This window comes from Klebsiella terrigena, from assembly GCF_012029655.1.
Taxonomy (GTDB): Bacteria; Pseudomonadota; Gammaproteobacteria; order Enterobacterales; family Enterobacteriaceae; genus Klebsiella; species Klebsiella terrigena.
Genome location: NZ_CP050508.1, coordinates 3,336,260 through 3,354,320 on the forward strand (window position 1 = coordinate 3,336,260; position 18,061 = coordinate 3,354,320).

Annotated in this window: 14 protein-coding genes and 1 other annotated feature; of the genes, 7 read left to right on the forward strand and 7 right to left on the reverse strand. The window is 58.3% G+C overall.

Going from position 1 to position 18,061, the window contains the following annotated elements; translation table 11 throughout:
- Positions 1 to 277: 277 nt before the first annotated feature.
- The 5 genes from HCK03_RS15675 to rnm form a co-directional block, all read right to left on the reverse strand.
- Positions 278 to 2,881 carry a bifunctional diguanylate cyclase/phosphodiesterase gene (locus tag HCK03_RS15675; RefSeq protein WP_167691864.1) on the reverse strand — a complete coding sequence of 868 codons (2,604 nt, stop codon included), beginning with the start codon at positions 2,879 to 2,881 and terminating at the stop codon, positions 278 to 280.
- Positions 2,882 to 2,907: 26 nt separating this feature from the next.
- Positions 2,908 to 5,388, reverse strand: coding sequence for a bifunctional diguanylate cyclase/phosphodiesterase (locus HCK03_RS15680; RefSeq protein ID WP_167691865.1), 2,481 nt, complete (start codon positions 5,386 to 5,388; stop codon positions 2,908 to 2,910).
- 74 nt (positions 5,389 to 5,462) lie between these two features.
- A complete protein-coding gene (locus HCK03_RS15685; RefSeq protein WP_115193026.1) occupies positions 5,463 to 6,896 on the reverse strand; it encodes a GGDEF domain-containing protein in 1,434 nt (477 codons plus the stop codon).
- A gap of 166 nt (positions 6,897 to 7,062) precedes the next feature.
- A complete protein-coding gene (locus HCK03_RS15690; protein WP_076945377.1) occupies positions 7,063 to 7,683 on the reverse strand; it encodes an L-threonylcarbamoyladenylate synthase in 621 nt (206 codons plus the stop codon).
- A 15-nt stretch (positions 7,684 to 7,698) separates the two neighbouring features.
- Positions 7,699 to 8,562 (reverse strand): RNase RNM, encoded by an 864-nt coding sequence (gene rnm / locus HCK03_RS15695; RefSeq protein ID WP_167691866.1) that lies wholly within the window; start codon positions 8,560 to 8,562, stop codon positions 7,699 to 7,701.
- Between the two features lie 135 nt (positions 8,563 to 8,697).
- Between rnm and trpL the strand changes: the two genes are divergently transcribed.
- From trpL to trpA, 6 genes are all read left to right on the forward strand, one after another.
- Complete coding sequence (gene trpL, locus HCK03_RS26660; protein ID WP_115193975.1) at positions 8,698 to 8,745, forward strand: trp operon leader peptide; 48 nt, start codon at positions 8,698 to 8,700, stop codon at positions 8,743 to 8,745.
- Positions 8,722 to 8,817: a sequence feature (Trp leader region), on the forward strand. It overlaps the preceding gene by 24 nt.
- A gap of 35 nt (positions 8,818 to 8,852) precedes the next feature.
- Positions 8,853 to 10,415 (forward strand): anthranilate synthase component 1, encoded by a 1,563-nt coding sequence (locus HCK03_RS15705; RefSeq protein ID WP_041145172.1) that lies wholly within the window; start codon positions 8,853 to 8,855, stop codon positions 10,413 to 10,415.
- Complete coding sequence (trpD, locus tag HCK03_RS15710; RefSeq protein WP_041145171.1) at positions 10,415 to 12,010, forward strand: bifunctional anthranilate synthase glutamate amidotransferase component TrpG/anthranilate phosphoribosyltransferase TrpD; 1,596 nt, start codon at positions 10,415 to 10,417, stop codon at positions 12,008 to 12,010. Before HCK03_RS15705 ends, trpD begins: the two co-directional genes overlap by 1 nt.
- A 3-nt stretch (positions 12,011 to 12,013) precedes the next feature.
- Positions 12,014 to 13,372: a bifunctional indole-3-glycerol-phosphate synthase TrpC/phosphoribosylanthranilate isomerase TrpF gene (trpCF, locus tag HCK03_RS15715; RefSeq protein ID WP_115193028.1), complete on the forward strand. Its 1,359-nt coding sequence runs from the start codon at positions 12,014 to 12,016 to the stop codon at positions 13,370 to 13,372.
- A 14-nt stretch (positions 13,373 to 13,386) separates the two neighbouring features.
- Positions 13,387 to 14,580, forward strand: coding sequence for a tryptophan synthase subunit beta (gene trpB, locus HCK03_RS15720; RefSeq protein ID WP_041145169.1), 1,194 nt, complete (start codon positions 13,387 to 13,389; stop codon positions 14,578 to 14,580).
- Positions 14,580 to 15,389, forward strand: coding sequence for a tryptophan synthase subunit alpha (trpA, locus tag HCK03_RS15725; RefSeq protein ID WP_041145168.1), 810 nt, complete (start codon positions 14,580 to 14,582; stop codon positions 15,387 to 15,389). The genes trpB and trpA overlap by 1 nt, the downstream gene beginning before the upstream one ends.
- Positions 15,390 to 15,412: 23 nt before the next feature.
- Here trpA and HCK03_RS15730 read toward each other — a convergent pair whose 3' ends face one another.
- On the reverse strand, positions 15,413 to 15,877 hold the full coding sequence (locus HCK03_RS15730) for a MarR family winged helix-turn-helix transcriptional regulator (RefSeq protein WP_167691867.1): 465 nt from the start codon (positions 15,875 to 15,877) through the stop codon (positions 15,413 to 15,415).
- A 76-nt stretch (positions 15,878 to 15,953) separates the two neighbouring features.
- On the opposite strand from HCK03_RS15730, the gene HCK03_RS15735 reads away from it, so the two are divergent.
- Entirely contained in the window at positions 15,954 to 16,901 is a 948-nt protein-coding gene (locus HCK03_RS15735; RefSeq protein ID WP_167691868.1) for a quinone oxidoreductase family protein, read from the forward strand.
- Positions 16,902 to 17,058: 157 nt separating this feature from the next.
- Here the strand turns inward: HCK03_RS15735 and HCK03_RS15740 are convergent, their stop codons facing one another.
- Entirely contained in the window at positions 17,059 to 17,967 is a 909-nt protein-coding gene (locus tag HCK03_RS15740; RefSeq protein ID WP_167691869.1) for a LysR family transcriptional regulator, read from the reverse strand.
- Between the last annotated feature and the right edge of the window lie 94 nt (positions 17,968 to 18,061).

Sequence of the window (18,061 nt, forward strand, 5' to 3'; positions counted from 1 at the left end):
AGGTGTCGCCTTCCCAGGCGTCTGGTATACTTTGTAAAACAGCAGGCTAAAACGCTCTAACCTGCTGTTCTGTAGATACTTTTCAAATAACAGACGCTCACCATCTTCAGCCGATGCCGGACGCGCCCGTATATACGTGGCCGAACATACTACACTAACTTCGAAATGAAAGCTTCTTCGCGTTGCATTCGTCGGCGAATTCGCGCCGTTTTTTGTGCAGCGCAGAGTGAATTATGTATCAGCCTCGCGCTTTTATCTCCCCCGCCCGGCGGTTATTTCAGCGCGATTCGTCCTCCGGCTTAGCGTGCTGGTAATAGAACGAACCCGTATCGCAGCGGAAGCTGGAAAACTCCGCCGGACGGTGGAAATAGTATCCCTGCGCTTTCTGGCAGCCCAGCTGCTGCAGCTGCAGCTTCACGCTTTCGTCTTCGATGCCCTCGGCAATCAGCGGCACTTTAAAACCGCGGGCAAGCACAATCAGGGAGTTAATCACCGATTTGGCTTTATCATCCCCCAAATAGCCGCTGACAAAGTGCCTGTCAATTTTGATGCTGTCGAAGGGCAGCGTATGCAGATACGAAAGGCTGGAGAAGTTCGCGCCAAAGTCGTCGAGCGCAATGGCGATCCCGTGGCGGCGCAGATAGTTCAGCATCTTGCTGATGCGCTGCACGTTGCTGGTCAGCACGCGCTCGGTAATTTCAATGCACACGTTGGCGTTTATCAAACCGCTGCGGCGAATCGAGTCCATCAAATGCCAGGCAAAGTCCTGCTGCAGCAGCTGGATCGCCGAGACGTTGATATAGATAACAAAATCCTTCGGCGCGCCGCGGGCGATCATCGCCGCCAGCTCCCGGCAGGCCTCTTCGATCACCCATTTCCCCAGCGGAATAATGAGTCCGGTCTCCTCCGCCAGCGGAATAAAGCGATCCGGCGGCACGTTGCCCAGCGCCTTCGAGTGCCAGCGAATCAGGCACTCGCCCTCGCGGCAGTGCTCTTCATCTCCCTGATCGATAATCGGCTGCAGTACCAGATGGAATTCATGATGATGTATCGCATCGCTAAGATGCTCATGCAGGCGGATGTTGTAGAGCTCATGCTCGCGCATTTCGCTGGCAAACAGCGAAACGACGCCGTTACCCTGCTTCTGCGCATGTTTTAGCGTGATCCAGGCTTCCTGCAGCACCTGAGTGATGTTTTCGCTGGTGACCTCGGTCATGACCATGCCCACGTTACCGGTATAGACGTATTTCTTGCCCGAAGGATGCTGGTCCAGACCTTCGCCAATAAACAGCTGGGACAGCATATCGCGGTAGCGCTGGTAGTCCTTCTGCTGATTAATTCCCGGGAACGCCAGAATCAGCTTATCGACTTTATCCCGGGCGATCAGCGTGTCCGTCGGTAGCAGGCTCCGCAGACGGCTAACGAACTCGTTGATAAAGGTATCGCCGTACTCCGCTCCCAGGGAGTTAATAATGGTGTTCATATTGCTGATATGCACCAGCCCCACCAGGTTTCGCCGGCTGTACAGCGCTTCCTGCTGCAGCAGCCCCGCCCGGGTGAGAAGCCCCGTCATGCTGTCTTCTTCAATTTTCTGCCGCTGACTTTCAAAGCTCTCCGCCAGCTTGTGCGACAGCGCCATAAAGGTGGTTTCCAGCGAAATAATTTCCGGGAAGTGGCGCTTATTGTCCGGCGGCGTCCAGCGGTGGGTCGCCAGCCGGTCAGCTTTACGCACGATCTCCTGCAGCGGCTTGGCCACCCGCGACAGAACCAGGAAAACAATCAGCAAACCGGAGGTCAGAACGATAAACAGCATCCCCATCGTCATCATCAAGTACTTCACCACCGAGTGGGTAAGCACCCTGGCGGGGCTGATGATAATGCCCTTCAGTTTCAGCAGCGACTGGCGGTCGTGGATGGCGAAGACGTCGACATAGTAGCTATCGCCATCGATCTCAATCGAGCGAAAACCGCTCTGCAGGGGACGCGGCAGCGCTTTATTGACTGCGCTGATGACCGGTATACCGGTTTTATCCAGAGTTGGCAGCACGACCTCAGACTGCTTAGCATCCTTTAGCATGGCCTGGGACAAAGCCGGAAGCGAAGACGAGAGCAGCTGGTTGTGTTCGTTGACAATCAGCAGCATGCTTTCAGGAAACGGATTGAATTTCTGCAGATTTTTATTGAGTTCGTTGAGATGCAGTTCGCTGGATACCACGCCAACAAACTTGCCCTGGCGATTAAACGCCGGCGAGCTAAACGCGACGGCAACCTCCCGATTATATTCATAATCATGAAAAGGCTTTATCCAGTGAGGGTTGCGATCTTTTTCCGCCGACGTAAACCACGCCCGCTGATAGATGTCGTAGTTATCCATGATCTGCTCGACGGCAGAGTCCGGGCTAAGGTGATGAAACGACATCAGCTTGTGGTGAGTACCGGCATCTTTGAGGGTCAGGTAATCGTCGTGGGTGCGGTGCTTATCATGGGCGATCTGCACGAAATCACCGTTTACCCCGCCAAACTCGACCACGTTGAGGTACTGCTTCTCGGTAAAAACGTTGTTGATGTTATTCACCATTTCGCCAATCAGGCTGCGTACCGCAATGGAGTCCCCCTCCTCGCGGCCAATGGCGTGCACGATAATCGCGTTGGACTGGATCGGCACGTCAATATATTCGTGGATTGCGGCCTCAATCGTCGCCTTTTTGGCGCTGAGGATATTTTCGCTGACCTCATCAAAAAAGGCGTATCCCTCGTAGTAAAGGAAGGCGTAGACGGTGATCAGCACCACGCTAACCGTCGCCAGCAGCGTCAGCAAAACGGCGTGGGTTAACGACAGCGGGTAGCGCTTAATCGAGAACTGCTTTTTTAAAATTTGCATAGATGCTCTGCCCTGAAACGCGCCTGTTATTCCGGTTTGATGAGTAAAACACCGTCTTGCGGAACAAAATGATCGAACGGCTTCGGTCGCGAATAGTAGTAGCCCTGCGCCAGGTCGCAGCCCATCTCCCGCAGCTTGGCGCCCATTTCGGCGGTTTCAACGCCTTCGGCGACCAGGGGAACATCAAAGCTTTGCGACAGCATCAGAACGGATGCGATCACCGCCTCACTTTTCTTGTCATCAAGGACGTTCCTGACAAACCCGCGATCGATTTTCAGGCAATCGAACGGCAGCGAGTGCAGATAGGAGAGGCTTGAGTAGCCGGAACCAAAATCATCGATGGCCACGGAGACGCCCAGCCGGCGTAAATAGGCCAGAATTTCGACGATCCTGTGGGTATCGTGAAGCAGCACGCTTTCGGTGATCTCAATGCAGATATTGCTGTTCATTAGTTCATTGCGATGAATTGACTCCAGCAGATGATGCGAAAAATCAGGCTGCTGAAGCTGGACCGCGGAGATGTTGACGTGAAGCTTGAAGTCCCGAGGCGCGCCGCGGGCGATAAACATCGCCAGCTCGCGACAGGCGGTTTCGACGATCCACTTGCCGAGCGGTACGATCATGCCGGTGTTTTCCGCCAGGCCAATAAACTTGTCCGGTGGGACAAAGCCCAGCACGTTAGACTGCCAGCGAATCAGGCATTCGCCTTCATTACAGGCGAGCTCGGGGTCAAAAGGCACGATCGGCTGCAAAACCAGGTGGAAGCCCTCCGTTTGCAGATCGTCGCACAGCGCCTGATGCAGGCGCAGGTTATTGACCTCCTCCTCGCGCATCTGGGGCGTGAAGAGCTCGCTGGCGCCGTTGCGCTGGAGCTGGGCGTGCTGCAGCGCCAGGCTGACGTTCATCAGGCACTCGCTAATATTCTCCTGCGACAGCGTCTCAATCACCATTCCCACGTGGCCGGTATAGATGTGCGATTCGCCGGACATATCCGTCGTGGTCAGGCGGAAAACCGAGGAGAGCAGCGAGCAGTAATAGGTCACATCCTTACTCTCGTAGATGCCATCAAACGCGATGATGAACAGATCTTCCCGGTCGCAGCAGCAGAGCGCCCCTTCTGGCAGCATCGCGCGCAGGCGCTGGGTAAACTGTTTGATAAACTGCCGCGCCAGCTCGTTGCCCAGCACGTTTTTGACCGAGTTGTAGTTGCTGACATGCACCATTGCCAGCAGGTTTCGGTTCTCATACAGCGATTCGGTATGCAGCAGACCGCTGCGGGTTAAAAAACCGGTTTCAACATCCTCCTCCAGCTTCTTGCGCTTAAATTCGAACGTTCCCGGTAGCGCCAGCGCCACCTTATTCAGCGCCTCATCCAGGCTGGCAATCTCCGGGAACAGGCGCTTACGCTCTTTTTTCCACGGAGTCAGCCCCAGACGAACCTTACCCACCACCTCTTTCAGGGTGCCGGTGAAGTGAGAAATGATCAGCGCCAGCACCACCATCAGGGCGAAGACAAACAGCATGTTGCTGAAGGTCATCATCAGCCGCTGCTTTTTCATTTCGGCAATCGCGGCGTGTCGCGGCGCGATAAGCACCGCTTTCCACTTCAGTAAATGCTGGCGATCCTGCACATCAAACGCGGTCGCCAGGTATTCGTCTCCGCCGACGCGAAACGTCAGCATCCGCTGGCGGCCGTCCGATTTCAGCAGTTGGCGAATCACGGGCTGGTTTTGCTGCAGCAGCGCGCCGGCGCCGACCTGCACCACGATATTGCGCCTGTCGTCCGCAATCAGCAGCGAGTCGTTTTTTCCCGGCAGAATGCTGTGCAGGTACTCCCTCATATCGGTCGGCATCGTTTTGCCGGTCACCACGCCGCGAAACTGCCCCTGGCGGTCGTACACCGGCAGGTGATACGCCACGACCGGGCCGTCGGTCAGATACTCCGTGCGCCAATACGGCAGCTTTTGCCGCCGGGCTGCGCTAAACCACGGCTGCTGCTGAACGCTGAAGCTCTCGTTGACCTTGACGATATTGGAGTCCTGGGTGATACCGCTGTATTTCACCAGCCGCTGAGAATTGGCTTCCAGGGTGCGCTCAAGATATATTTGATTACTGTGATTGGCGCGCGCAATAGCATAATAGCGGCCGTTCCTTTCAGCCCAAGAGAGGCTCTTGAACGCCGGGGTAGTATTAAAAGCGTGGGCCGTTAAATAGACCATCTCTGGAATAAGCTGGGGATCCGCCGTGCTGTTTTCGACGCCCTGCAGATACTGCAGTAATAAATTACTGACCTGCTGGGGATAGTCGAAAAAATCTTCCAGCTTATGCTGTATCAATTCACTCTTGCCGAGCAGCAGCTGTTTATTCACCACCTCATCGACCTGATGCGACTGGTAATTAAACAGCCCCGTCAGGCAGAACACGCTAACGATCAGCGAGAGTAATGAAACGATGAGAACACTTTTCAACAAAGTGAACGGATACGCTTTAAGAGAAGACTTTGCCATAAATCACGTTACTTTATAAATTCGTTGTGAGTGAAGCGATGAAATAACCCTGCCGATAGCTCTCGGCAGAATAATCAGATTGACGCCAGCGGCTGGCTGATGGCCGTTACCGGCGGGGCGCTGGTGCGATTGCGGCCCATTTTTTTCGATTGATAGAGATAGGCGTCGGCCTCTGACAGAAGCTTGTCGAAAATATCGACGATATTCCAGCGCATGGCCTTGCCGTAGCTGAGGCCAACGCTGACGGTCAGAGAGAGCATTTTGCTGCCCCATTCCACCTGCATACTCTCTATCTCCTTGCGGATCTCTTCTGCCAGCAGATAGCCTTCGCCGCCCGGTTTACCCGCCATGATGACCGCAAACTCCTCGCCGCCAAGCCGCGCCACGATGCCGCGCTGGCCCACCACGTTCTGCACCCGAACCGCAAATGCCGCCAGCACCTTGTCGCCGCAGTCGTGGCCCCAGGTGTCGTTGATATTTTTGAAATGGTCGATATCAAGAACCAGTACGTTCAGCGGCGTATCGCGCTCGCCATCGTGCAGCTCTTTTAGCCGCTCGTAGAGGCCAAAACGCGAATATACGCGGGTCAGGTAGTCGTACCTGACCTGATGAGAAAGCTGCCTGACCAGAGTATTGATGGCCTGAACGCTAACCGCGACAATCACCGGGCTAATGGCAATCGACGCAATCCCCAAACGGGCCGAGATTATCAGGGGAACATGCCCCACCAGGCTGATACCCCCGGCCTTTTGATCGACCATCAGCACCTCAACCACCCCGGCCAGCAGCGTGAGCAGGCAGGTCGTGGGCAGCGAGTAGCTAATTGCGCACCAGATTAGCGCCGGGAGAATCATTGACAGCGTCCCCATACTCCCCGCCGTGCCGGTGGCAATCGAGATAGCCAGCGAGACGGCCAGCAGCCCCACCGGGATCAGTCGCCTGAGCTCGGTGGGACGAAACGGCTGCTGCGCCGTACAGATTAAGACAAACGGCAGAATCAGTACGCTGGTGGTAAACTCTTCGCTAAACCACACCGGATAAATACGCCAAAAATCGATCTGATGGGATAGCGAGAAAAAATAGCTGCCTGGCCCGGAACATGCGACCGCCGTTAATAAGCAATAGCTATACAGGCGAAATATCGTTATTTTGATAAAACTTTCGCAACGCTTTTTTTCGCTGATAATCATCCAGCTGAGCATCGCCACAAAGGCAATATCAGAAAAGTCAGTGAGCAGTTCGCTTACGCTGCGGCTCCCCACTGCCAGGCTGCAAAATAAGGTCGCGAGAATAAAAATCGTAAAATAGTGAAACTGACGCAGCACCCGATGGCGAATAAACAGCCCGGCCAGCACCGCATTCATCGGCCAAAATAATGCAATGTCATTATGCCGAATCAGACGTCCGGCGGCATATAGCGCGACCGTCGTAGAAAACAGCACCACGGCATTAAATAATGGATTCTCCTGCTTAAAAAAATCGGCAGGGGTGATTGTCAGCTTATGCATAATATTGAGGTTCTAATCAGGAACGATGTCTGTAGCAGATATCGTAAGCGAGCTAATAATACGGCTGAGAAAAGAATGCCTCAATATCAATGTTATCTTAAAATAAATATTGTGTGCAGAACGCGGAGTGAATGCCGGGCGCAGCGCCCGGCGGAGGGGAAAAAGATTACAGGAACGGCTTCACGTCGCCGACGCCTTCACGCACGACGATCGGCGCATCGTCGGTCAGATCGATAACCGTGGTCGGCTGCTGGCCCAGATAGCCGCCGTGGATAATCAGATCGACCAGCTTCTCCAGCCGATCCTTAATCTCTTCCGGATCGGACTCGGTGAATTCGCTGCCCGGCAGCATCAGCGAGGTGGAGAGCATCGGCTCGCCCAGGGTCTCGAGCAGTGCCTGGGCAATCGGGTTCGACGGCACGCGCATGCCGATCGTTTTACGCTTTTCCTGCAGCAAACGACGCGGCACCTCTTTGGTCCCTTTGAGGATAAACGTGTAGTTGCCCGGCGTGTTGTTTTTAATCAGGCGAAACGCCACGTTGTCGACAAACGCGTAGGTCGAAAGCTCCGAGAGATCGCGGCACATCAGGGTGAAGTTGTGGCCATCCGGCAGCTGACGAATGCGGCAGATCCGCTCCATCGCGCCCTTATCTTCAATCTTACACCCCAATGCGTAGCCTGAATCAGTGGGGTAGACAATCACCCCGCCTTTACGCACGATCTCCACCGCCTGGTTAATCAACCGCGCCTGCGGGTTGTCCGGATGGATGTAAAAAAACTGGCTCATACTTCCCTCTCAATTTTATTCTGCGGCCGTTTCCCAGCTGTGCCAGATCCCTTCTACACCTGCGGGTAGCCAAAGTTTACGGCCCAGCTCAATCCACGGGCAGGGCTGATGGAAATCAGAACCCTGGGAGCCCAGAAGACCAAACTGGACGGCATACGCGGCGAGCTGCGTGCGCTCATGCGGCGCCTGCTGACACTGGGCCAGCTCCATGGCATCGCCGCCCTGCTCGCTAAAGTGGGCCAACAGCCTTTTCAGCCACTTGGCGGAGAGGTCATAGCGCCCAGGATGGGCGACAACCGCTTTGCCGCCAGAATGATGAATGACATCAATCGCTTGTTTTATTGTACACCACTGCGGCGGAACGTAACCGGTTTTCCCGCGGGCGAGGTATTTTTTAAAAACATCGGCCATATTGCTGGCGTGGCCGGCTTCCACGAGGAAGCGGGCAAAATGTCCGCGGGTTACCGCCCCGCCGTCGGCAAGCTTCATCGCCCCCTCCCACGCGTCGGGGATCCGCGCCTTATCCAGCCGCTCGGCAATCATCTGCGCCCGCAGCTGGCGGCGCGCCTTCTGCTCATCAAGCAGAGCCAGCATGGCCGGGTGCTCAATATCAATATTCAGACCCACGATATGAATTTCATGGTTTTCCCACAGAGTGGAAATCTCCACCCCGGTCACCAGCGTCAGCGGCAGGCCGGCGCGGGCAATTTCCGCCCGTGCGGCGGGAATGGCCGCCACCGTATCGTGATCGGTAATCGCCAGCGTCCCCACCCGCATCTGGTGGGCACGATGGACAAGTTCTTCTGGAGTCAGCCGCCCGTCAGAGGCGGTGGTATGGCTATGCAGATCGTAAATCACTGCGTAAAGGGTATCGCTCAAGGTGACTCCTGCTGGACATGGACTTAAATAAGCGCATTATCATACCGACTCGCGGAGAAAATCTGCAAACAGGGGTTGACATTATTCCTCTGGACTAGTTAACTAGTACGCAAGTTCACATGAAGGGGTATCACGATGAAAACGCAAACTATCACTCTGCACGGCTGGTGGCGCACCTCCTGATAACGGGCGGCGTGATCGCGTTTTGCACTCAGCATACAGATACCCGGCCCGCCAATGAGCGGGCTTTTTATTGGACAAATTATTATACCGAACAGGCGAGAACAATAATGCAAACATCAAAACCGGCACTCGAGCTTCTCACCAGCGACGCCATCTATCGCGAAAACCCGACGGCGCTGTTCCACCAGCTGTGCGGCGCGCGTCCGGCAACCCTGCTGCTGGAATCCGCGGATATCGACAGCAAAGATGATTTAAAGAGCCTGCTGCTGGTTGACAGCGCGCTGCGCATCACCGCCTTAGGTGACACCGTCACTATTCAGGCGCTTTCCAGCAACGGCGCATCGCTGCTGGATTTACTCGACAACGCCCTGCCTGCGGGCATCGAAAATCTGCGTCAGCCGAACGGCCGGACGTTAACTTTCCCCCCGGTCAGCGCCCTGCTGGATGAGGATGCTCGCCTCTGTTCTCTGTCGGTCTTTGACGCCTTCCGCCTGCTGCAGGAGCTGGTCACCGTGCCGCACGACGAGCGCGAAGCGATGTTCTTCGGCGGCCTGTTTGCCTATGACCTGGTGGCCGGTTTCGAAAACCTGCCGCCGCTGGAAAGCGACACCGCCTGTCCGGACTACTGCTTCTACCTGGCCGAAACGCTGCTGGTTATCGATCACCAGAGCAAAAGCACGCGCATCCAGTCGAGCCTGTTCACGCCGCTGGCGAGCGAAAAGCAGCGTCTGACGCAGCGCATCGCCCAGCTTCGCCAGCAGCTCAACGAGCCGCCGGCACCGCTGCCGGTCACGACGGTCGAGCATATGACCTGCGACTGCGACCAGAGCGACGAAGAGTACGGCGCCGTGGTCCGCAAAATGCAGCGCGCTATCCGCGCCGGCGAAATTTTCCAGGTGGTGCCATCGCGCCGCTTCTCTCTGCCCTGCCCGTCACCGCTGGCGGCCTACGACGTGCTGAAGAAGAGCAACCCGAGCCCGTACATGTTCTTTATGCAGGATAACGACTTCGCCCTGTTCGGCGCGTCGCCGGAAAGCTCGCTGAAGTACGATGCCGTCAGCCGCCAGATTGAGATCTACCCGATTGCCGGTACCCGCCCGCGCGGCCGCCGCGCCGACGGTTCGCTGGATCGCGATCTCGACAGTCGTATCGAACTCGAAATGCGCACCGACCATAAAGAGCTCTCCGAGCACCTGATGCTGGTAGACCTCGCGCGTAACGACCTCGCCCGCATCTGCACTCCGGGCAGCCGCTACGTGGCCGACCTGACCAAAGTCGACCGCTACTCTTTCGTGATGCACCTGGTGTCCCGGGTGGTCGGCGAGCTGCGTAACGACCTCGACGTGCTGCACGCCTATCGCGCCTGTATGAATATGGGCACCCTGAGCGGCGCGCCGAAGGTGCGCGCGATGCAGCTGATCGCCGCCGCGGAGGGTAAGCGTCGCGGCAGCTACGGCGGAGCGGTCGGCTATTTCACCGCCCACGGCGACCTGGATACCTGCATCGTGATCCGCTCAGCCTACGTGCAGGACGGCGTGGCCACCGTTCAGGCCGGCGCCGGTATTGTCCTCGATTCAGTGCCTCAGTCCGAAGCAGATGAAACCCGAAATAAAGCCCGCGCGGTGCTGCGCGCAATTGCCCAGGCTCACCACGCGAAGGAGACTTTCTAATGGCCGACATTCTGCTGCTCGATAATATCGATTCTTTTACCTATAACCTGGCAGACCAGCTGCGCGCCAACGGCCATAACGTCGTGATTTACCGTAACTCGGTTCCGGCACAAACCTTAATCGAGCGTATCGGCACGATGGACAATCCGGTGCTGATGCTCTCCCCGGGCCCGGGTACGCCGAGCGAAGCCGGCTGCATGCCGGAGCTGCTGATTCGCATGCGCGGCAAGCTGCCGATCATCGGCATCTGCCTTGGCCATCAGGCGATTGTTGAAGCCTACGGCGGCTACGTCGGCCAGGCGGGCGAAATCCTGCACGGTAAAGCGTCCAGCATCGAGCATGACGGCCAGGCGATGTTTGCCGGCCTGACTAACCCGCTGCCGGTTGCCCGCTACCATTCGCTGGTCGGCAGCAACATTCCGGCCGGGCTGACCATCAACGCCAACTATAACGGGATGGTGATGGCGGTGCGTCATGATGCCGATCGCGTTTGCGGCTTCCAGTTCCACCCTGAGTCGATTCTCACCACCCAGGGCGCGCGTCTGCTGGAGCAAACGCTGGCCTGGGCGCTGCAGAAGCTGGAGCAAACCAACACCATCCAGCCGATTCTGGAAAAGCTGTATCAGGCGGAAACCCTGAGCCAGCAGGAGAGCCACCAGCTGTTTTCTGCGGTCGTGCGCGGCGAAGTGAAGCCGGAGCAGCTGGCCGCCGCCCTGGTCAGTATGAAGGTGCGCGGCGAGCAGCCGCAGGAGATTGCCGGCGCCGCCACCGCCCTGCTGGAAAATGCCGCGCCGTTCCCGCGTCCTGACTACCCGTTTGCCGATATCGTCGGCACCGGCGGCGACGGCAGCAACAGCATCAATATCTCTACCGCCAGCGCGTTTGTGGCCGCAGCCTGCGGGCTGAAGGTCGCGAAACACGGTAACCGCAGCGTCTCCAGCAAATCGGGCTCTTCCGACCTGCTGGCCGCATTCGGCATCAACCTCGATATGAACGCCGATAAATCCCGCACCGCGCTGGATGAGCTGGGCGTCTGCTTCCTGTTTGCACCGAAATATCACACCGGTTTCCGCCACGCGATGCCGGTCCGTCAGCAGTTGAAGACCCGGACGCTGTTTAACGTCCTTGGGCCGCTGATTAACCCGGCGCACCCGCCGCTGGCGCTGATTGGCGTCTACAGCCCGGAGCTGGTGCTGCCTATCGCGGAAACCCTGCGCGTGCTGGGCTACCAGCGGGCAGCGGTCGTCCACAGCGGCGGCATGGATGAGGTGTCGCTCCACGCGCCAACGGTGGTCGCCGAGCTCCATAACGGCGAGATCAAAAGCTATCAGCTGACCGCAGATGACTTTGGCCTGACGCCTTATCACCAGGAGCAGCTGGCCGGCGGCACGCCGGAAGAAAACCGTGACATTCTGACGCGCTTACTACAAGGTAAAGGTGAAGCCGCTCATGAAGCCGCGGTCGCCGCCAACGTGGCAATGCTGATGCGTTTACACGGGCATGAAGACCTGAAAGCCAACGCCCGGCAGGTGATTGACGTGCTGCGCAGCGGAGCGGCCTATGACAGAGTGACCGCATTAGCGGCAAGAGGGTAAATAATGCAGACCGTTTTAGCAAAAATCGTTGCCGACAAAGCGATTTGGGTAGAAGCCCGCAAGCAGCAGCAGCCGTTAGCCAGTTTTCAAAACGAGGTCGTCCCGACGCAGCGTAACTTTTACGATGCCCTGGCGGGAACGCGCAGCGTGTTTATTCTCGAGTGCAAAAAAGCCTCGCCGTCGAAGGGCCTGATTCGCCAGAATTTTGACCCGGCGGAAATCGCCAGAGTGTATAAGAACTACGCCTCGGCCATCTCGGTGCTGTGCGATGAGAAATATTTCCAGGGCAGTTTTGATTTTCTGCCCATCGTCAGCGCCATCGCGCCGCAGCCGATACTGTGCAAGGATTTCACCATCGATCCTTACCAGATCTATCTGGCGCGCTACTACCAGGCCGATGCCTGCCTGCTGATGCTGTCGGTGCTTGACGATGAACAGTATCGCCAGCTCGCCGCCGTCGCGCACAGCCTCAATATGGGCGTGCTGACCGAAGTGAGTACCGAAGAAGAGCTGGAACGCGCCATTGCGCTGAAGGCAAAGGTGGTCGGGATCAACAACCGCGATCTGCGCGATATGTCGATTGACCTCAACCGCACCCGCCAGCTGGCGCCGCGCCTGGGCCATGACGTCACCGTGATCTGCGAATCCGGGATTCATACCTACGCCGAGGTCCGCGATCTCAGCCACTTTGCTAACGGCTTCCTGATTGGCTCCGCGCTGATGGAGCACGATGACCTCGACGCGGCCGTCAGGCGCGTGCTGCTCGGTGAAAACAAAGTTTGCGGCCTGACCCGTCCTCAGGACGCGCAGGTGGCCTGTGAATCCGGCGCCATCTACGGCGGGCTGATTTTTGTCCCTGGCTCACCGCGCGTCGTCAACGAGGCGCAGGCTAAAGAGATTATCCAGGCCGCCGGGCTGCGCTACGTCGGAGTATTCCGCGATGCGCCGGTCGAGGACGTGGCCGAGCGCGCAGAGAGCCTGCAGCTGGCTGCGGTTCAGCTGCACGGCAGCGAAGATCAGGCCTATATCGACGCGCTGCGCGCGCGGCTGCCGGAGCAAATCCAGATCTGGAAAGCGCTCAGCGTCGGTGACACGCTGCCGGAACGCAGCCTGCATCACGTCGATAAATATCTCTTCGATAACGGCCAGGGCGGCAGCGGTCAGCGCTTCGACTGGACGCTTTTACAGGGCCAGGACCTGGGTAACGTCCTGCTGGCAGGCGGACTCGGTGCCGATAACTGCGTAGAAGCCGCCAAAAGCGGCTGTGCCGGACTCGATTTTAATTCAGGCGTTGAGTCGCAGCCGGGTATTAAAGATGCCAGCAAGCTGGCCTCGGTTTTCCAGACGCTGCGCGCATATTAAGGAGCAATGCAATAATGAGTACTTTACTGAACCCCTATTTTGGCGAATTTGGCGGTATGTACGTCCCGCAGATCCTGATGCCCGCCCTGCGCCAGCTGGAAGAAGCTTTCGTCAGCGCGCAGAAAGATCCTGAGTTCCAGGCTGAGTTTAGCGACCTGCTGAAGAACTACGCCGGTCGTCCAACGGCCCTGACCAAATGTCGTAACCTGACCGCAGGCACCCGCACCACGCTGTACCTCAAGCGTGAAGATCTGCTCCACGGCGGCGCGCATAAAACCAACCAGGTGCTGGGCCAGGCATTACTGGCGAAGCGCATGGGTAAAACCGAAATCATTGCCGAAACCGGCGCCGGCCAGCACGGCGTGGCCTCCGCGCTCGCCAGCGCGCTGCTCGGCCTGAAATGCCGCATCTATATGGGCGCTAAAGACGTTGAGCGCCAGTCGCCAAACGTCTTCCGCATGCGCCTGATGGGAGCGGAAGTGATCCCGGTGCACAGCGGCTCCTCCACGCTGAAGGACGCCTGTAACGAAGCGCTGCGCGACTGGTCCGGCAGCTACGATACCGCTCACTATATGCTCGGTACCGCAGCCGGCCCGCACCCGTTCCCGACCATCGTCCGCGAGTTCCAGCGCATGATCGGCGAAGAGACCAAAGCGCAGATCCTCGAGCGCGAAGGCCGTTTGCCGGATGCGGTCATCGCCTGCGTCGGCGGTGGCTCCAACGCTATCGGCATGTTTGCTGACTTTATCGATGAAACCGACGTGGGGCTGATCGGGGTTGAACCTGCGGGCCACGGAATTGAAACCGGCGAGCACGGCGCGCCGCTGAAGCACGGTCGCGTGGGTATCTATTTCGGCATGAAATCACCGATGATGCAGACCGATGATGGCCAGATTGAAGAATCTTACTCTATCTCCGCCGGGCTGGACTTCCCGTCGGTGGGCCCTCAGCATGCGTTCCTCAACAGCACCGGCCGCGCCGACTACGTGTCGATCACCGACAACGAAGCGCTGGAAGCGTTCAAAGAGCTCTCCCGCCATGAGGGGATTATTCCGGCCCTGGAATCCTCCCACGCCCTGGCCCATGCGCTAAAAATGATGCGTGAAAATCCGGAAAAAGAGCAGCTGCTGGTGGTTAACCTGTCCGGTCGCGGCGATAAAGACATCTTCACCGTACACGATATTCTGAAAGCGCGAGGGGAAATCTGATGGAACGTTATGAGACGCTGTTTGCACAACTGAAATCTCGCCAGGAAGGCGCGTTTGTTCCCTTCGTCACGCTGGGCGATCCCAACCCGGCGCTGTCGCTGCAGATCATCGATACGCTGATCGAAGCGGGCGCCGACGCTCTGGAGCTGGGTATTCCCTTCTCCGACCCGCTGGCCGATGGCCCGACTATCCAGGGCGCAGCCCTGCGTGCGTTCGCCTCTGGCGTGACGCCGGCGCAGTGCTTCGAGATGCTGGCGGCAATCCGTCACAAGCATCCGACGATCCCTATCGGCCTGCTGATGTACGCAAACCTGGTGTTCAGCCCCGGCATTGACGCCTTCTATGCCGAATGCGCGCGGGTTGGCGTGGATTCCGTGCTGGTCGCCGATGTGCCCATCGAAGAGTCGGCGCCGTTCCGCCAGGCGGCAATGCGGCACAATATCGCGCCCATCTTCATCTGCCCGCCGAATGCCGATGACGAACTGCTGCGCCAGATTGCCTCTTTTGGTCGCGGCTATACCTATCTGCTGTCGCGCGCCGGGGTCACCGGGGCGGAAAACCGTGCCGCCCTGCCGCTGCATCATCTTATTGAGAAGCTGAGCGAATATAACGCCGCACCGCCGCTGCAGGGCTTTGGTATTTCCGCAGCCGATCAGGTGACCGCCGCGATTGACGCCGGCGCCGCCGGGGCAATTTCCGGCTCCGCCATCGTCAAAATCATCGAACGTAACCTCAGCGATCCGCAAACGATGCTGGCCGAGCTGAAGGCTTTTGTGCAGAGCCTTAAAGCCGCCACTAAAGCAGCGTAGCGCCCCGACCGCCTGGCCATTCGTCAGGCGGTTATTTTTTGCTGCAGGCTGTCCGCGTATTTACGCGTCAGGCGAAACAGCGCCAGCACATCCTCCTGCGTCCAGTCCATGAGCACCTGATTCATCAGCCGCGTTCTGGCTAACGCGATACGTTCAATCAGCGTCTGACCCTGCCCGGTCAAGGTCACTTCACTAATCCGTCGATCGCTAACGTTGGGCTGCTTCAGCGCCAGGCCCTGCGCCTCCAGCTTTTTCACCTGCCGGCTGACGGTGGTGTAATCCCGTCCCAGGCTATCCGCCAGCTCAACCACGCCCACCGGCCCATAGCGCCCTATCGCCACCAGCAGCGGGAAGAGGATCTGATCGAGCTGCACCCCGGCGGCCTGCAGTATCTGCTCATCGCGCACCGGCAGATTCATCACCCGGATGATATCCAGCAGCGCGCCGTGAAAGTCGGTGATATCGTAATCATTATGTGCATCTTGCATATATTATTTAACCCGGTGTATAGTGCCGTTATCTGATATGTGCATTTTACACGTAATTCTTCCCGGAGGTAACACCATGAAAGCAGCCGTCGTATTCGAACTCCAGCAGGGCCCGGTGTGGGCCGACTTTGCCGATCCGCAGGCCGATGAGCATCACCTCCTGGTCGACGTACGCGCCGCCGCCATCAGCCACGTCGTCAAGGGCCGGGCGAGCGGCAAGCACTACAGCTTTGACGGTCGTCTGCCCTTCGTGGTGGGCATCGACGGTGCGGGAACCCTCCCCGACGGGCAGCGCGTTTACTTCGCCTTCCCTCGCGCGCCCTGGGGCAGCATGGCGCAACGGGCGCCGGTGGCGGCGGCTAACTGCCTGCCGCTGCCGGATACGCTGGATGATGTTACCGCCGCCGCCATGGCCAACCCCGGGATGTCGGCCTGGGCTGCGCTGGTTAAACGCGCGGGCTTTATCGCCGGTGAGACGGTGCTGATCAACGGCGCCACCGGCAGCGCCGGACAGCTGGCCATCCAGATCGCCCGCTATCTGGGCGCGAAAAAAGTGATCGCCACCGGGCGTAATGCGCAGACGCTGGCCGCGCTCGACGCGGACGTCTGCATCAACCTGAGCGCGGATGACGCGACTTTGTGCGCTCAGTTCGCCGAGCTTGCCGCAGGGCAGATTGACGTCGTCGTCGACTATTTGTGGGGGCATAGCGCCGAGCTGCTGCTCCCGGCGCTGGCAAAAAGCAGCCCCGGCCATGCGCCGGTACGCTATGTCCAGGTCGGCTCTCTCTCCGGGGCGGATATTTCACTCAACGGCGCGGTGCTGCGTTCGGCGCCGCTGCAGCTGCTGGGCAGCGGGATCGGCAGCCTGTCGATGGCCCAGCTGCTGGCGGCAACCGGGGAGATGCTGCAGGCCGCCGCGGCCGGCGGGTTTACTATCGCCACCACGCCGCTGCCGCTGCGGGAAGTGGCGGCCGCCTGGCCACGCGACAACAGCCAGAAGCGCAGCGTTTTCGTGATCGATTAAAAAAATCGCTTCCGCACAAAAGATGGGGTTGATATCTTAAATGAGAAACATTATCTTTCTCATTACCGAATAGTTGAGCAAAACACTCAGGTATTCGGTACGACATTGCTCACATTGCTTCCAGTATTTTTCGCCCGCATTCGTTGCGGGCTTTTTTTTACCCCTGGTGCGCCCGACGACATACGCTAAGCACCTGCTGACGCAACCAGCGGTGGCCGGGCTCCTGCTCCTGTCGGGGATGCCACATCTGTGAAACGGTGATTTCCGGCGTCTGTACCGGCAGCTCAAAAACGGCGATATCGGCCGCAGGGCCGTCGCCAATATAGGATGCCGGCACCAGCGCAATCAGCTGCGAACGGCGGGCCACCGCCAGCGCGGCGGCAAAGCTGGGCACCACGGCGACAATCTTACGCTGCAGGCCGAACCCGGCGAGGGCGTCATCAACCGGCCCCCGCACCATGCCATGACGAGACGTAATCACGTGCCCGCAGGAGATATACGCTTCCCGGGTCATGCGTGCCGACTGCGCCAGCGGGTGGCTCTTCGCCAGCACGCCGACGAAGCGATCGCGGAACAGCGCCTGCAGGCGGATTTCCGGCCCCATATTCTTGAGTACGCCAATCTCGAGGTCCACCCGCCCCTCGCGCAAAAACTGCGGATCCTTCTCGGTCTTCGCCACAAAGGTGAGCGTCACTCCCGGCGCATCCCGCGCGCAGGCGGCAATCAGCGCCGGGGCGAAGGTTTCGACGAAGCCTTCGTTGGTGCGCAAGGTAAAGGTTTGCACCAGCATCGGGAGCTGGAGCGGCGAAAGCGACGCGTTCAGGACCGAACGCACCTCGAACAGCACATTCTGCGCGCGCGCTTTGATATTTTGCGCATGTGGGGTTAGCACCATTTTACGCCCAGCCCTGACCAGCAGCGGATCGCCGGTCGCGTCGCGCAGGCGGGTGAGCGTCCGGCTCATTGCCGATGCGCTGAGCCCCAGCCGTCGCGCCGCCCCGGCCACGCTCTCTTCGGCCAGCAGCGCGTCGAGGGCAACGAGAAGATTAAAATCGGGATCGGTCATAAGGTATCCTGCCGTAAGATAGAGCGTGCGGCGCATGCTAATAGTGCACATGTTGCGCCTTCCGCCTGATATAGCCTATGACTATAGTCAGATC

What these genes read in the sequence shown, in the direction of transcription:
- trpCF (WP_115193028.1), top strand. Translation starts at nt 12,014, where the DNA reads ATGCAGACCGTTTTAGCAAAAATCGTTGCCGACAAAGCGATTTGGGTA.
- HCK03_RS15675 (WP_167691864.1), bottom strand. Translation starts at nt 2,881, where the DNA reads ATGCAAATTTTAAAAAAGCAGTTCTCGATTAAGCGCTACCCGCTGTCG.
- HCK03_RS15730 (WP_167691867.1), bottom strand. Translation starts at nt 15,877, where the DNA reads ATGCAAGATGCACATAATGATTACGATATCACCGACTTTCACGGCGCG.
- HCK03_RS15685 (WP_115193026.1), bottom strand. Translation starts at nt 6,896, where the DNA reads ATGCATAAGCTGACAATCACCCCTGCCGATTTTTTTAAGCAGGAGAAT.
- HCK03_RS15680 (WP_167691865.1), bottom strand. Translation starts at nt 5,388, where the DNA reads ATGGCAAAGTCTTCTCTTAAAGCGTATCCGTTCACTTTGTTGAAAAGT.
- trpD (WP_041145171.1), top strand. Translation starts at nt 10,415, where the DNA reads ATGGCCGACATTCTGCTGCTCGATAATATCGATTCTTTTACCTATAAC.
- HCK03_RS15690 (WP_076945377.1), bottom strand. Translation starts at nt 7,683, where the DNA reads ATGAGCCAGTTTTTTTACATCCATCCGGACAACCCGCAGGCGCGGTTG.
- HCK03_RS15705 (WP_041145172.1), top strand. Translation starts at nt 8,853, where the DNA reads ATGCAAACATCAAAACCGGCACTCGAGCTTCTCACCAGCGACGCCATC.
- HCK03_RS15740 (WP_167691869.1), bottom strand. Translation starts at nt 17,967, where the DNA reads ATGACCGATCCCGATTTTAATCTTCTCGTTGCCCTCGACGCGCTGCTG.
- trpB (WP_041145169.1), top strand. Translation starts at nt 13,387, where the DNA reads ATGAGTACTTTACTGAACCCCTATTTTGGCGAATTTGGCGGTATGTAC.
- trpA (WP_041145168.1), top strand. Translation starts at nt 14,580, where the DNA reads ATGGAACGTTATGAGACGCTGTTTGCACAACTGAAATCTCGCCAGGAA.
- HCK03_RS15735 (WP_167691868.1), top strand. Translation starts at nt 15,954, where the DNA reads ATGAAAGCAGCCGTCGTATTCGAACTCCAGCAGGGCCCGGTGTGGGCC.